The organism is Streptomyces sp. NPDC005866 (assembly GCF_040629895.1).
Taxonomy (GTDB): domain Bacteria; phylum Actinomycetota; class Actinomycetes; order Streptomycetales; family Streptomycetaceae; genus Streptomyces.
Genome location: NZ_JBEXWP010000001.1, coordinates 15,137 through 29,677 on the forward strand (window position 1 = coordinate 15,137; position 14,541 = coordinate 29,677).

The 14,541-nt window shown below is 68.2% G+C and carries 13 protein-coding genes and 1 pseudogene; 6 read left to right on the forward strand and 8 right to left on the reverse strand.

What is annotated here, in order from left to right; all coding sequences use genetic code 11:
- The 3 genes from ABZ396_RS00075 to ABZ396_RS00085 all read left to right on the forward strand — a co-directional run bounded on the left by ABZ396_RS00075 (position 1) and on the right by ABZ396_RS00085 (position 2,530).
- A complete protein-coding gene (locus tag ABZ396_RS00075; RefSeq protein WP_358925162.1) occupies positions 1 to 873 on the forward strand; it encodes a sugar ABC transporter permease in 873 nt (290 codons plus the stop codon).
- Positions 874 to 882: 9 nt separating this feature from the next.
- Positions 883 to 1,713 (forward strand): carbohydrate ABC transporter permease, encoded by an 831-nt coding sequence (locus ABZ396_RS00080; RefSeq protein WP_358925160.1) that lies wholly within the window; start codon positions 883 to 885, stop codon positions 1,711 to 1,713.
- Between the two features lie 100 nt (positions 1,714 to 1,813).
- Positions 1,814 to 2,530: a helix-turn-helix transcriptional regulator gene (locus tag ABZ396_RS00085; protein ID WP_358925159.1), complete on the forward strand. Its 717-nt coding sequence runs from the start codon at positions 1,814 to 1,816 to the stop codon at positions 2,528 to 2,530.
- 14 nt (positions 2,531 to 2,544) lie between these two features.
- Here ABZ396_RS00085 and ABZ396_RS00090 read toward each other — a convergent pair whose 3' ends face one another.
- Positions 2,545 to 3,570, reverse strand: coding sequence for an ATP-dependent 6-phosphofructokinase (locus ABZ396_RS00090; protein WP_358925157.1), 1,026 nt, complete (start codon positions 3,568 to 3,570; stop codon positions 2,545 to 2,547).
- Between the two features lie 348 nt (positions 3,571 to 3,918).
- Here ABZ396_RS00090 and ABZ396_RS00095 point away from each other — a divergent pair.
- Positions 3,919 to 4,551: pseudogene (locus ABZ396_RS00095) on the forward strand (acetate kinase); the annotation flags it as partial.
- Positions 4,552 to 4,625: 74 nt separating this feature from the next.
- On the forward strand, positions 4,626 to 6,050 hold the full coding sequence (gene pyk, locus ABZ396_RS00100; RefSeq protein WP_358925155.1) for a pyruvate kinase: 1,425 nt from the start codon (positions 4,626 to 4,628) through the stop codon (positions 6,048 to 6,050).
- Positions 6,051 to 6,341: 291 nt separating this feature from the next.
- Here pyk and ABZ396_RS00105 read toward each other — a convergent pair whose 3' ends face one another.
- From ABZ396_RS00105 to ABZ396_RS00120, 4 genes are all read right to left on the reverse strand, one after another.
- Positions 6,342 to 7,715, reverse strand: a complete 1,374-nt coding sequence (locus ABZ396_RS00105) for a hypothetical protein (protein ID WP_358925153.1) — start codon at positions 7,713 to 7,715, stop codon at positions 6,342 to 6,344.
- Positions 7,705 to 8,256 carry a DUF6114 domain-containing protein gene (locus ABZ396_RS00110; RefSeq protein ID WP_358925151.1) on the reverse strand — a complete coding sequence of 184 codons (552 nt, stop codon included), beginning with the start codon at positions 8,254 to 8,256 and terminating at the stop codon, positions 7,705 to 7,707. The genes ABZ396_RS00105 and ABZ396_RS00110 overlap by 11 nt, the downstream gene beginning before the upstream one ends.
- A gap of 141 nt (positions 8,257 to 8,397) precedes the next feature.
- Complete coding sequence (locus ABZ396_RS00115; RefSeq protein WP_358925149.1) at positions 8,398 to 9,045, reverse strand: DUF6230 family protein; 648 nt, start codon at positions 9,043 to 9,045, stop codon at positions 8,398 to 8,400.
- A gap of 633 nt (positions 9,046 to 9,678) precedes the next feature.
- Positions 9,679 to 10,656, reverse strand: coding sequence for a tetratricopeptide repeat protein (locus tag ABZ396_RS00120; RefSeq protein ID WP_358925147.1), 978 nt, complete (start codon positions 10,654 to 10,656; stop codon positions 9,679 to 9,681).
- A 231-nt stretch (positions 10,657 to 10,887) separates the two neighbouring features.
- Between ABZ396_RS00120 and ABZ396_RS00125 the strand changes: the two genes are divergently transcribed.
- A complete protein-coding gene (locus tag ABZ396_RS00125) occupies positions 10,888 to 11,547 on the forward strand; it encodes a TetR/AcrR family transcriptional regulator (protein WP_358925145.1) in 660 nt (219 codons plus the stop codon).
- 203 nt (positions 11,548 to 11,750) lie between these two features.
- On the opposite strand, the gene ABZ396_RS00130 is transcribed toward ABZ396_RS00125, so the two are convergent.
- The 3 genes from ABZ396_RS00130 to ABZ396_RS00140 form a co-directional block, all read right to left on the reverse strand.
- Entirely contained in the window at positions 11,751 to 13,451 is a 1,701-nt protein-coding gene (locus ABZ396_RS00130; RefSeq protein WP_358925143.1) for a methylmalonyl-CoA mutase family protein, read from the reverse strand.
- Between the two features lie 75 nt (positions 13,452 to 13,526).
- A complete protein-coding gene (locus tag ABZ396_RS00135; protein WP_358925141.1) occupies positions 13,527 to 13,865 on the reverse strand; it encodes a DUF3817 domain-containing protein in 339 nt (112 codons plus the stop codon).
- Between the two features lie 65 nt (positions 13,866 to 13,930).
- Entirely contained in the window at positions 13,931 to 14,440 is a 510-nt protein-coding gene (locus tag ABZ396_RS00140; protein WP_358925139.1) for a MarR family transcriptional regulator, read from the reverse strand.
- Positions 14,441 to 14,541 lie beyond the last annotated feature (101 nt).

The window sequence follows — 14,541 nt, forward strand, 5'->3', positions numbered from 1 at the left end:
ATGAGTCACCCCGTGATCACCCGGCGGCTCTTCCGTGCCGTCCCCCTCGCCCCCGCCCTGGCCCTGCTGCTTCTCTTCCTCGGCGGGCCCATCGTCTACTGCGCCTACATCGCCTTCACCGACCTGCAGCTCACCGGTCAGGCGCACTCCTCCTTCGTCGGTTTCGCCAACTTCCGTACGGCGTTCCACGACGACGCCTTCCTGAACGCCGTGTGGCTCACCCTCGTCTTCACCGTGCTGTCCTCGCTCATCGGGCAGAACACACTGGGGCTGGCGCTCGCCGCGCTGATGCGGCGGGCGTCGAAGCCGGTGCGGACGCTCACCGGCGGGATCGTGATCACGGCCTGGGTGCTGCCGGAGGTCGTCGCCGGGTTTCTCCTCTACGCCTTCTTCCGCAGGGAGGGAACCCTCAACGCCATCCTCGGCTTTCTCCATCTGCCGTCCCAGAACTGGCTGTTCACGCTGCCCATCCTGGCCGTGTCCTTCGCCAACGTGTGGCGGGGCACCGCCTTCTCGATGCTCGTCTACTCCGCCGCCCTCGACGAGATACCGAACGAGATCGAGGAGTCGGCGGAGGTCGACGGTGCCGGGGGCTGGCGGCGGATGTGGCACATCACGCTCCCGATGATCCGCCGGTCCATCGGAACGAACCTGATGCTCAACACCCTCCAGACGCTCTCCGTCTTCGGGCTGATCTGGGTGATGACCCGGGGCGGGCCCGGCGGCAAGAGCCAGACCCTGCCCCTCTTCATGTACGAACAGGCCTTCCAGAACAGCATGATCGGGTACGGGACGGCGGTCGCCCTGCTTCTGCTGCTCGTCGGCTCACTCTTCTCCGTCATCTATATGCGGCTGCTGCGCACGGAGGTGTGAACAAGACAGATGCGTCGCAATCGCCAGCGCTCCCGCCGCCTCGCCGCCGACCTCGGGCTGCTCGTCGTGGCCGCTGCCTTCGTGCTCCCGCTCGCCTGGGTGCTGCTCTCCGCCGTCGACCCGCACGCCGGTCTGCGGGTCAGGATCCCGGACGGGTTCACCTTCGCCAACTTCGACGCGATCCTCACCCCCGACATCACCTACACCCCACTTCTCAACAGCCTGATCCTGTGCGGCGGGGCTACCGCCCTGACCGTCGTCTGCGCCGCCTTCGCCGCCTACCCGCTCTCCCGCTACCGCTCCCGGCTCAACCGGCCGTTCCTGCTCTCCATCCTCTTCGCGACGAGCCTGCCGATCACCGCGATCATGGTGCCGGTGTACGCGCTGTTCGTACGGATCAACCTCATCGACACCCTGCAGGGCACCATCCTGTTCTTCGCCGCCTCCCAACTCCCGTTCGCGATCTGGCTGATGAAGAACTTCATGGACGGCGTGCCGAAGGAGCTGGAGGAGGCCGCCTGGACGGACGGCGCCAATTCCCTTCAGTCGCTGGTGCGGATCGTGCTTCCGCTGATGGGGCCGGGGCTCTCCGTCGTCACCGTCTTCGCCTTCGTGATGATGTGGGGCAACTTCTTCGTCCCGTTCATGCTGCTGCTCTCGCCGGACCAGATGCCCGCCTCGGTCAGCATCAACGACTTCTTCGGCAACCGTGGCATGGTCGCCTACGGCCAGCTCGCAGCGTTCTCCGTCATCTACTCGACGCCGGTGATCCTGCTGTACGTCCTGGTCGCGCGGCGGCTGGGCGGCGGGTTCGCACTGGGCGGCGCAGTCAAGGGATGAACAGGTCGGGCTTGCGGTCGAACCCGTAGGTTCCCACAATCCGTGTTCCTGGCCGAACAGACCGTAGTCAGCACTCGCGCGCCCCCCTACGTTGTCCGCTGTGCGCCGACCCCCAGCTCTGCCGAACCAGCCAGGTCCCCCCTTCAACGCTCCCAACGCCCGTAGACTCCGTGCCGCTCTCGACATGGGCCCCGAGCATGTGGCCCACCATCTGCGGGCCTCGTACGGACTGCCGTACGCCACCCCCGATCTCGTCATCGCCTGGGAGCGCGGGACCCTGATCCCCAGCAGTCCCGAACTCACCGCGCTCTCGGGCGTGTTGTGGTGCTCCCCGGGCGAGCTGATCGGCCGGCCGCGGACCCTGCGCGAGCATCGTGTCGCCCGCGGGCTCGCGCCGGAGGACGTGGCCATGACCGTGGGCCTCGAACTCCTCGTCTATCTGGCGATGGAGGAGGACGGGGAGTGGCAGGGCACGGAACGCCAGTCCGCCGCCCTCGCCGACCTGCTCACGCTCTCCCTGCCGGACTACGTCACCGTCACCGGCCGCGAGGAGAAGCTGGCCGAGTTGCTGCGCAGCGCGGTCACCACGCGCTGGCAGGCCTACGTCCGCCCGGTGGGCAAGGTGGTTCCGCTGGAGAAACGGCTGATCGAGAACGTCCTGCGGGGGTTGCACGAGGACTACCAGGGCCAGATGACGGCCACGCTCGCCTGGGGCACCACGACCACGGCAGCCGAGGACGCCAAGGAGAAGGGCGAGGATTTCCTGGGCGGGATAGTGACCCGCTTCTGGGACCGAGTCGAGGACCCGACCCCGTAAAGGGCAAGGGCCCCTCAGAAAACCGACTCCGCCTCGTCCATCCGGTCCTTGGGCACCGTCTTCAACTCGGTCACCGCCTCGGCCAGCGGCACCATCATGATGTCCGTCCCCCGCAGGGCCGTCATCTTCCCGAACTCGCCCTGGTGCGCCGCCTCCACGGCGTGCCATCCGAACCGCGTCGCGAGGACACGGTCGTAGGCCGTCGGCGTGCCACCGCGCTGCACATGCCCGAGAATGACCGGCTTGGCCTCCTTGCCGAGCCGTCGCTCCAGCTCGTACGCGAGCGCCGTGCCGATGCCCTGGAAGCGCTCGTGGCCGTACAGGTCGATCTCGCCCTTGCCGTAGTCCATCGAGCCCGCGGCGGGATGCGCGCCCTCGGCCACGCACACCACGGCGAACTTCTTGCCGCGGGCGAACCGCTCCTCGACCATCTTGACCAGGTCGGCGGGGTCGAAGGGCCGCTCGGGCAGGCAGATGCCGTGCGCACCGGCCGCCATTCCGGACTCCAGGGCGATCCAGCCCGCGTGCCGGCCCATGACCTCGACGACCATCACCCGCTGGTGGGACTCGGCCGTGGTCTTCAGCCGGTCCATCGCCTCCGTGGCGACGCCGACCGCCGTGTCGAAGCCGAACGTACGGTCGGTCGAGGAGATGTCGTTGTCGATGGTCTTCGGGACGCCCACGACCGGCAGGCCGGCATCGGACAGCATGCGCGCCGCCGTCAGCGTGCCCTCGCCGCCGATCGGGATCAGCACGTCGATGCCGAACTCCTCCGCCATGTCGGTGGCCCGCGCGCACGCTTCGCGCAGCCGGTCCCGCTCCAGCCTCGACGACCCCAGGATGGTGCCGCCGCGGGCCAGGATGCCGCTGACGGCGTCCAGGTCGAGGGAGCGGTAGTGGCCGTCGAGCAGACCCCGGAAGCCGTCCTCGAAGCCGATGACCTCGTCGTCGTACTGTGCGACGGCCCGGTGTACCACCGATCGGATGACGGCGTTCAGGCCGGGGCAGTCGCCGCCTGCGGTGAGAACTCCGATGCGCATGGTGGTGTGTCTCCTGCTCGCTGTCGTTACCGGTGAGCCGATCCGATTGTTTCATGCCGTACCGGGCATCGCCGATTCCAGGACTTCGGGTGGCCCTTCGCGGGGACCCTTGCTGACGGGCGCCTTATCCATAGCCAAGGGTATTGTCAAGAGGGTTCTGCTCACCCCGCTGGGCGATTTTTATGACACGGCCTTTATGACACGGCACGGGCTTTGATCACACGGCGAGACGGAACGGAGTGCACACGTGACGCGCAGCGTGTACGTGACCGGGATCGACCGCGGCGACGGCCGCCAGGTCGTGGAGCTGGGCGTGATGGAGCTCCTGACCCGGCAGGTCGACCGGGGAACGTCATCGTGCTGCACGTCGGCAACGGGGCGTCCGTCCCGGCGGTCGAGGGGGGCCGGTGTGTGGACATCTCCATGGGTCTGACGCCTTTGGAGGGGCTGGTGATGGGTACGCGTTCCGGCGATCTGGATCCCGCCGTCATTTTCCATTTGGTGCGTGTTGGCGGAATGTCCATGGATGAGATCGACACTCTTCTCAACAAGAGGAGCGGTCAGTTCGGACTGTGCGGTGACAACGACATGCGGGAGATCCGGCGCCGGATCGACGAGGGCGAGGAACAGGCGAAGCTCGCCTTCGACATCTACATTCACCACCTGAAGAAGTACATCGGCGCCTACTACGCGGTGCTCAGCCGGGTGGATGGCGTGGCGTTCACGGCGGGGGTCGGCGAGAACGCGGCGCCCGTGCGGGGGGCGGCCGTTGCCGGCCTTGAGGGCCTGGGACTGGCCGTCGACCCGGGGCTGAACGCCGTACGGGCGGACGAGCCGCGGCTGATATCGCCGGCGGATGCGCGCGTCGCCGTCGCCGTGGTGCCGACGGATGAGGAACTGGAGATCGCCACCCAGACGTACGCGCTGGTCGGTAGCAACCCGGCAGTAACCAACTCGGCGGTAACCGGCAATAACAGCTGAGCATATCGCCGCCCATTTGTATCTTCCGCCAGACGGAATATTCCGCAGCGAAACAAACCGATAGGATCGCCCCTATGCGCCGTTCGAAAATCGTCTGCACTCTCGGCCCCGCGGTCGACACCCACGAGATGCTCGTCTCCATGATCGAGGCCGGCATGAACGTAGCCCGGTTCAATTTCAGTCACGGCTCGCACCCCGAGCACCAGGCGCGGTACGACCGCGTCCGGGCCGCCTCCAAGGAGACCGGCCGGGCCATCGGGGTCCTCGCCGACCTGCAGGGCCCGAAGATCCGCCTCGAGACCTTCGCCGAGGGCCCGGTCGAGCTGGAGCGCGGTGACGAGTTCATCATCACGACCGAGGACGTCCCGGGCGACAAGCACATCTGCGGTACGACCTACAAGGGCCTGCCGGGCGATGTCTCGCGCGGCGACCAGATCCTCATCAACGACGGCAACGTCGAACTGAAGGTCCTGGACGTCGAGGGTCCGCGGGTGCGGACGATCGTCATCGAGGGCGGTGTCGTCTCCGACCACAAGGGCATCAACCTGCCCGGCACGGCCGTCAACGTGCCCGCGCTCAGCGACAAGGACATCGAGGACCTGCGGTTCTCGCTGCGCATGGGCTGCGACCTGGTCGCCCTGTCCTTCGTCCGGGACGCCAAGGACATCGACGACGTCCACCGGATCATGGACGAGGAGGGCCGCCGGGTCCCCGTCATCGCCAAGGTGGAGAAGCCGCAGGCGGTGCAGAACATGGAGGACATCGTGATGGCCTTCGACGGTGTGATGGTCGCCCGCGGTGACCTCGCCGTCGAGTACCCGCTGGAGCGGGTCCCCATGGTGCAGAAGCGCCTGATCGAGCTGTGCCGGCGCAACGCCAAGCCGGTGATCGTGGCGACCCAGATGATGGAGTCGATGATCACCAACTCCCGTCCGACCCGCGCCGAGGCCTCCGACGTGGCCAACGCGATCCTGGACGGCACGGACGCGGTCATGCTGTCGGCGGAGTCCTCCGTCGGCGCCTACCCGGTCGAGACCGTCAAGACGATGTCGAAGATCGTCGTCGCGGCCGAGGAGGAGCTGCTGAGCAAGGGCCTGCAGCCCCTCGTCCCCGGCAAGAAGCCGCGCACGCAGGGCGGTTCGGTGGCCCGTGCGGCCTGCGAGATCGCCGACTTCCTCGGCGGCCGTGGCCTGGTCGCGTTCACCCAGTCCGGCGACACCGCCCGCCGGCTGTCGCGCTACCGCGCCCAGCAGCCGATCCTCGCGTTCACCACCGACGAGAACACCCGCAACCAGCTCACCCTCAGCTGGGGCGTGGAGTCGCATGTGGTGCCGTTCGTGAACAGCACGGACGAAATGGTCGACATGGTCGACCAGGAGCTCGCCAAGATCAAGCGCTTCAGCCCCGGCGACACCGTCATCATCACGGCCGGCTCGCCCCCCGGCGTCCCGGGCACCACGAACATGCTCCGCGTCCACCACGTCGGCGGCGCCAAGTGACGGCTCTCTGAAGGGTGTTGTAGGGCACTGAGGGCGCTCCCTGGGAGAGGGGGCGCCCTCAGTTCTTCGCCGTCGAATCACACGGCCGGCGGTACTCCGACCGTCTCCCGCAACCACGCGTTGTCGCGCAGTTCCGGATGGGCGGTGGTGATCAGCCGGAATGCTTCCGCCTTTGCCCGCTCGCTGAGCTGCCGCAGCGCGGTCGGCCAGGACTCCGGACAGGACTGTGCCCCGCCGAGTGGGTACTCGGCGGGGCACAGCCGCGGCTCCCGAACGGGCTTGTGGGGCAGATCAGTTGTCCGTCGTGTACACATGCATCCCGGGCACGTGCAGGGTGCCACCGAACTGGGCGGCCTGGACGACCTTCACATTGGTGAAGTAGATCAGCGGGATGTTCAGCGGCGGCGGGCTGTCCGGGGTGAACGTGATCGGGATCAGTCCGAACAGGTTCCCCGAGATGGACTCCGTGTACATCACCGTGTCGCCGTCGCGGATGGTCGACGTCGAACCGGAGGCGGCCTGGACGTGGTAGGTCTTGCCCGACAGCTTGTCCTTCACCGTCTGGTGCAGGTCGCCGATGTCGGTTCCGCCGGAGATGACGTACTTCAGCACCTTCTTCGTCTTGCCGCTGGCCGTCTTCACCTCCACGACACCCTGGTAGTCGGCGCTCTTCAGCAGCAGCGAACTGGCGCCCAGGTACCAGGGGTCGTCCGCCACCGGCTCCTTGTTGTCGACACCGCTCGCGTCGGCGGTGGCGACCGGGCAGTTGTCGGCCGACGCGCCGGAACTCGCGGAGGCGCTCGGCGAGGGGGTGGCCGAGCCGGTGGCGCCCTCGGCCGCCTTGGTGGCGCTGTCGGCCGCTTTGCTCGCCGTGTCGGTGGTGTCCTTCACGGTGTCCGTGACCGTCTTGGCGACCTTGGAGACCGTGTCCTTGACGGTGCCGGAGGCGCTGTCGCTCGATTTACCCGAAGACGACGAGTCAGCCGAAGCCGAAGCCGACGCGGACGGCGACGGGCTCGCGGCACTGCCGGAACTCGACGACGACGAACTCGTCGTGCTGCCGCCGCCGAGGATGCCGGTGATCGTGTCCCCGATCGAGCCCAGCAGGCCGCCGCCGCTGCTCGCGGAGGCGGACGGCGACGGGCTCGCGGCACTGCCGGAGCCCGACGAGCCGGAGGACCCCGACGAGCCCGAAGAACCCGAGCCACCGGACGACGAGGACGACTTGGACGCGGACGGGGCCGGCGTCTTCGCGTCGTCGGAACCTGAATCCGACGGGGAGGACTTGTCCGAGCCCGACGACGGCGTCGGGTCCTTCGCGTCGGCCGACGCCGTGGGGGACGGCGTTGCCGAGCCCGTGGAGCCGTCGCTCGCGCTCGCGGAGGGCGAGGCGGACTCCAGGGCGGAGACGCAGTTCTTGTAATCGTCGGCCGTCAGGCTCTTCGACGACGCCGGCGACGTGTTGTTCGTGTCGGCGATCGCGAGCGTCGACGTGAACCCCATGCCCATGATCACGGCCGTCGGCATCGCCACGGAGGCTATCGCCTTGCCCGCCGGCATGTGGAACCTGGTGAACAGCGGCTTCTTGGGTGCCGCGTGGCGCGGCCCGGTTCTCACACGGGACTCGTCCACATCAGTCCCGTGGGTCACCTCGTCAGCCGGCACTGTGCCTCCCGTTCGCCCCGTTCAGCGGGCTCGTTCCTGACAGGTCATTCGCCTCGCCCACGCCGTCCGAGCCCGCGAAGTAGGGAACCTCGTCGGAGGTTCCGTCCCCGGCCGGGGGGACGTCGCCCTCCGGCTGCGGCTTCCCGGGGCCACCCGGCGCCCAGGCCACGGCCATCGCTCCGCCGATCAGGGCGAACAGAAAGCCCACGACAAAGCCACCGAAGTTGGACACGGGAAGGGACACCAGCGCCAGCAGGATCGCGGCTACTCCCGCGAACGTGCGGATGTGCTTCTGGAACCAGACGCTGACGCCCAGGACGACGAGCAGCACGCCGATGATCAGGGATCCGGCACCCGCGGTGGTCGCCATCGCCACCGTGAGGTTGCCGATCTGGAGATGCGCGTACGGGAAGTACATGATCGGGAAACCGGCGATCAGGATGTACAGACCGGCCCAGAACGGCCGCGTGCCCCGCCAGGAGCGGAACTGCAGCCTCCGGCGGCTGAACTGGCCGGGTGCGGCAGGAGTCTCGGCGCTCATGGAAAACAGCTCCCTGGTGCGGCGTTGCTGTGGTGGTGGTGCTGTGTGATGCGGTGGTCATGCGTTGTACCGCTTGTGAAGACCGCGGGAAGAAGGTGGAGGGCGGGGGTGCCGTCGGCTCCCCCGCCCGTCACGGGGTGCTTAGTAGCACTCCGCACCCTTCGTCGAGATCGACATGTGCAGATTGCTCAGCTTGAAGGTTCCGGCAGTGGTGGCCCACGCCGTCTGCTTCACGCCGGACAGCGAGGCGTGGTCCGCCTCCTGCGCGAACCCGTTCGGGTTCGTCTGCTTGTTGGCGACCTCGCCCGACTTGATGCCCGGACCCTTGGTCGAACTGCCGGCCGCGACACCGATGTTGATGTTGGTGAACGTCGCGTCGGCGCTCAGGTCATCGAGGTCGATGTACAGCTTGCTGGCCTCGACAGGCTTCTTGCTGTCGGTGCCCGCATGAAGGATCAGGCTGACGTTCCCGAAGATGGGGACGTTCGGCGTGACCACGGACTGGCACAGGTTGGTGATCGTCGCGGTGTTGAACGCCGAGACCGCCACCGGGTGGATCGTCTTGTCACCCGCGAGGGTGGTACCCGAGTCGACGGCACCGTACTGGACGAAGCCGTCACCTTCGAGCTGGTCGGCCGTGACCTTGAACTGCTGGCCCGACACACTGAACGACGCGGCGAGAGCGCCCTGCGCGAGGGCGACACCTATACATGCCGTGGCGGCCACGCTGGGCACCATGACCACAGCGAACCGCTTCCATCTGGTCCCGCCACGCACCTGGGACTCCATATTTCCTCCTTCTCGGACGTACATCTCCTGGCCCGGAATCGCCACCAAAGGCGGCTCGGCCGGGCAGGGATGGGAGAAGTGCTACGTCCTCGGAAGGGGAGCGCCCGCACTCGGAGGCACAAACCGCACCTCGATCACCGGCGATCACCCCCGAGCGACAACCACTGGTCGCGCCTGACACGCATCACGCACAACCTTGCTGGACAGGCTTCACCTCACGGCGAAGACCCCCCTGCCCAAGAGCCGGCGTCACTGCCGCCGACTCTGCTCGGTGGGGACCCAGATGAGCCCGCGGCCCGACCGGCTGTCGGGGTACGGGAATGGACCGAGCGTCGCCGATCGTGGTGCATTCTCGCCGCCCGCACAAGGGGCTTCGTTACTGGGTAGTAACGGCCGGATAACCGAAGGACGACCCACTGGTCTCGGAGAGCGACGCTGGGTGGCAACCAGGGGCAGAACAAAACTGTTGATCCCTGGACGGAATCAGACAGATCAATGACCCCGCTTTACTGCGAGTAACAGCGACCGCGATTACCAAGCTTTGGTAAAGAGCGGCCGCTGTGACTCCGCCTCGGCGAATCTTTCACTCCGGCATCACAACACGTGACGTTTAGCGACTGGTCAGAACCGTGTTCAGAACAGCGCCCGCGCCAGCGCCCGGCGCGCCCCCACGACCCGGGGATCGTCTGTGCCGACGACCTCGAAGAGCTCAAGGAGCCGCCGCCGTACGGCGTCCCGGTCCTCCCCGGCCGTCCGCTGCACGGCCTGGATCAACCGCCCGAAGGCGTCCTCGACATGACCGCCCACCAGATCCAGGTCGGCGGCCGCGATCTGTGCCTCGGCGTCGGCCGGCTTCTCGGCCGCCTCCTTGCGTACCCGCTGCGGGTCCATCCCCTGCACGCGCTTGAGCAACTCGGCCTGCGCGAGCCCCAGTTTGGCCTCGCTGTTGGCCGGGTCGTCGCTCAGTACGTTCTGGTACGCCTGGATCGCACCGCCCAGGTCGCCCGCGTCCAGCGCCTGGACGGCGGCTTCGAGGAGGGCGTCGTACGGACCGGCCGGCATCTCGGGCCCGGCCTCCGGGGCGGCGTCCGGCTGCGCGTCGGGGTCGACGGTCAGGCCGGTCAGTCCGAAGCGCTCCTCGGCGACCTGGATCAACTGGTCGAGGGTGCCCCGGATCTGCTCCTCACCGGCGGCGCCCTGGAAGAGCGGCAAGGCCTGCCCGGCGACGACCGCGAACACCGCCGGAATCCCCTGGATCCCGAACTGCTGCATCAGCATCTGGTTGGCGTCGACGTCGATCTTGGCCAGCAGGATGCGGCCGTTGTACTCGACGGCGAGCCGCTCCAGGACCGGGCTCAGTTGCTTGCAGGGCTGACACCACTCGGCCCAGAAGTCGAGGACGACGGGGACTTCGGCGGACCGCTGCAGGACATCGCGGTCGAAGCCGGCTTCGTCGACGTCGATGACAAGATCGGCCGGGGCGACGGCGCCGGTACCACCGTGCCGGGCCGCTTCGGCGCGCGTCTGCTCGGCCTTGGCCTTGGCCTCCTGGGCCGCCTTCACCGCGGCGAGGTCGACGACGCCGCTCATGGACATGTTCCGTGGCTGCATGCGTCTATCCTCCCCCGTTCCCGCGCGTGTGTGAAAAGCGGTGTGAAAGCCAGGTCGAACAAGCGTCTAGTACAGGCGCCGGGTCCCCACCCGCGCCGCGGTCGCCGCCCGTGCGGTCACACACGAGCTTTCGCTACGACCCGTAGCGTAATGCCTCGGGGGCGCCGCGCGACACCCCTCCCCGGTGATCTCCCTCACGGCCTCACACCAACCGCCGGTTATGGTCGTGGGATGCAGAGCCGCACCCCCGCCAGCCGCACCGGGCGCCCGCGCAGCGCCGAGGCGGACGCCGCGATCCTGGAAGCGACACGGCAGGCGCTGGTGGAACTGGGCTGGTCCAAGCTCACCTTGGGAGACGTGGCGACGCGGGCCGGGGTTGCAAAGACGACCCTGTACCGCCGCTGGGCCGGCAAGAACGAACTCGTCGTCGACGCGGTCGCGGAACTGTTCGACGAACTCGAGCTCCCCGACCGGGGCAGCCTCGCCGAAGACATCGAGGGCGTGGTGCTGCAGTTCGCGGCGATCCTTGACCGCCCGGAGGCGAAGAGCGGGCTGATGGCGGCGGTGGCCGAGTCGACCCGGGACGAGGCACTGCGGGAACGTATCCGCGCGTCCATCGTGGACCGCCAGAAGCGGCTGGTCCTGGAGGGCCGCGAGCGCGCCCAGCGGCGCGGCGAACTCCCCGAGCAGCCCGACCCGTGCGAGGCGGACCGCACGGCCGACCTGATCTTCGACCTGGTGGCGGGCTCGGTGGTGCACCGCGCCCTGGTGAGCGGCAAACCGGCGGACGAGGAATGGGTGCACGGCCTGACGCGGGTCCTGCTGCTGGGCCTGGCGGGCGCGGCGGACGACGCCAACCGTGGTGAGGAAAACCCTTCCACGGCTCGTTGAAGAAAACCCTTCCACGGCTCTTTTACGAAGGCCGGTTCCGACCGCCTGTGGGATCTCGGGCGGCGACATCCGCGTGGGGCGGTGCGCAAGTGAAATCGGGTGCGGAGGGGAAGGCCGCGGCCGAAGCCGACCGCCCGTGGGGCCGACCGCCTGTGGGATCTCGGGCGGCGGGGCCCGTGGCACCCCGCCGCCGCCAACCGGTGCTAGAACCCCGCCGGCTCCGTGTACACCCCCCACTCGTCCCGCAGCACCCCGCAGATCTCGCCCAGGGTCGCCTCGGCGCGTACGGCGTCGAGCATCGGCTCGATCATGTTGGTCCCGGAGCGGGCGGCGCCGAGCATCGCGTCCAGCGCGGCGCGCACCGCACCCTCGTCGCGCGCGGACCTCCGCTCGTCCAGCACCCGCACCTGCTCGCGCTCCACCTCGTGCGAGACCCGCAGGATCTCCAGGTCCCCGGTGACGGACCCGGTGTGGACGTTCACGCCGACGACCCGCTTGTCGCCCTTCTCCAGCGACCGCTGGTACTGGAAGGCGGACTCGGCGATCTCCCCGGTGAACCAGCCGTCCTCGATGCCCCGCAGGATCCCGGAGGTGACCGGCCCGATCGGGTGCCGCCCGTCCGGATGGGCGCGCAGCCCGCGCTCCTTGATCTGGTCGAAGATCTTCTCGGCGTCGGCCTCGATCCGGTCGGTCAGCTGCTCGACGTACCAGGAACCACCCAGCGGATCCGCCACGTTGGCGACCCCGGTCTCCTCCATGAGCACCTGCTGGGTGCGCAGCGCGATCTCGGCGGCCTGCTCGCTCGGCAGGGCGAGGGTCTCGTCGAGCGCGTTGGTGTGCAGTGAGTTGGTTCCGCCGAGCACGGCCGCGAGCGCCTCCACGGCCGTACGCACCACGTTGTTGTACGGCTGCTGGGCGGTCAGCGAGACGCCCGCGGTCTGCGTGTGGAAGCGCAGCCACTGCGACTTGTCGGATCGGGCGCCGTACACGTCCCGCAGCCACCGCGCCCAGATCCGGCGCGCCGCGCGGAACTTGGCGATCTCCTCGAAGAAGTCGACATGCGCGTCGAAGAAGAAGGAGAGCCCGGGCGCGAAGACGTCGACGTCGAGGCCACGGCTGAGCCCCAGCTCGACGTACCCGAAGCCGTCCGCGAGCGTGTACGCCAGCTCCTGCCCGGCCGTCGCCCCGGCCTCGCGGATGTGGTAGCCGGAGACGGACAGCGGCTTGTACGCGGGGATACCGGCCGCGCAGTACTCCATCAGGTCGCCGATGAGCCGCAGATGCGGTTCGGGCTGGAACAGCCACTCCTTCTGGGCGATGTACTCCTTGAAGATGTCGGTCTGGAGCGTGCCGTTGAGCACCCCGGGATCCACCCCCTGCCGCTCGGCGGCGACGAGGTACATGCAGAAGACCGGGACCGCCGGACCACTGATCGTCATCGACGTCGTGACGTCACCCAGCGGGATGTCCTTGAACAGGACCTCCATGTCGGCGGCGGAGTCGATGGCCACCCCGCAGTGCCCGACCTCTCCGAGCGAGCGCGGGTCGTCGGAGTCGCGGCCCATGAGGGTCGGCATGTCGAAGGCCACGGACAGACCCCCGCCGCCGTTGGCGAGGATCATCTTGTACCGCTCGTTGGTCTGCTCGGCGTTGCCGAACCCGGCGAACTGGCGGATGGTCCAAGTCCGCCCCCGGTAGCCGGTCGGATACAGCCCGCGCGTGAAGGGGTACTCCCCCGGCCAGCCGATCCGCTCGAATCCCTCGTAGGTGTCCCCAGGCCGGGGCCCGTACACCGGCTCCACGGGATCCCCGGAGAGCGTGGTGAAGTCCGCGTCCCGCTTGCGGGCCGAGTCGTAGCGGGCCTGCCAGCGTAGGCGGCCCTCCTTGATGGCGTCAGCGTCCATACCCTCGAATTTACTTGGACGTCCTAGTAAATGTCGATGGCAAACCGCCGCACGGGTGTCCGTACGGCGGTGAGGTCAGGCCTTGGCCGCGACCGGGGAGCCCTCGGTGACCTTGGCGTCGAGCTCGCGGGTGACCTTGCGCTCCACGAAGAACGCCGCGGTCGGGATGGTGCCGGCGAGCAGCACCCACAGCTGCTTGCCGACCGGCCACTTCGCCTTGGAGCCCAGGTCGAAGGCGAAGACCAGGTAGACGACATAGAGCCAGCCGTGCGCGATGGCGACGACCCGCGTGAAGTCGGACGCACCGTTGATGTCCAGCCCATACTTGGCGATCATGCTCAGGCACAGCAGCACCAGCAGCACACCGGTGACATAGGCCAGGACGCGGTAGCGGGTCAGCACGCTCTTTTTCATGAGGACGAGCGTAACGACCCGTTCCGGGAGATCTTGTCCCGGGTCACGCCTCGCCGAGGGGCGGCTCACAGATCGTCGAAGTCGTGCGCCGAGACCCGCAGCGGCCGCAGCATCGCGAAGATCTCCGCGCACTCCTCGGCGTCGTACGCCCCGAGCCCGAAGTCCATCGCCATCAGATCCCGGGTGGCCGCCTCGACGACCTCGCGGCCCTTCTCGGTGATCGTGGCAAGCGTGCCGCGCCCGTCGTTGGGGTTGGGCCGCTTGTCGACCAGACCGGACCTCACCAGCCGGTCGACGGTGTTCGTCACCGACGTCGGGTGCACCATCAGGCGCTCACCGATCTTCGACATCGGCAGCTCACCGGCCTTGGAGAAGGTGAGCAGCACCAGTGCCTCGTAGCGCGCGAACGTCAGCCCGTACGGCTTGACGACCGCGTCGACCTCGGCCAGCAGGATCTGCTGGGCCCGCATGATCGAGGTGATCGCGGCCATCGACGGGACGTTTCCCCAGCGCTGCTTCCAGAGGTCGTCGGCACGGGCGATGGGGTCGAAGGGAAGACTGAGAGGCTTCGGCACGCCACCGACCCTACCGGCCGGTCATATACCGGTCAGCCGTGTCTCGGCTTTCGGTCGCTTCGCCCACACCACCGCCCTCGAAGGACGCCCCTCGCTGAAAA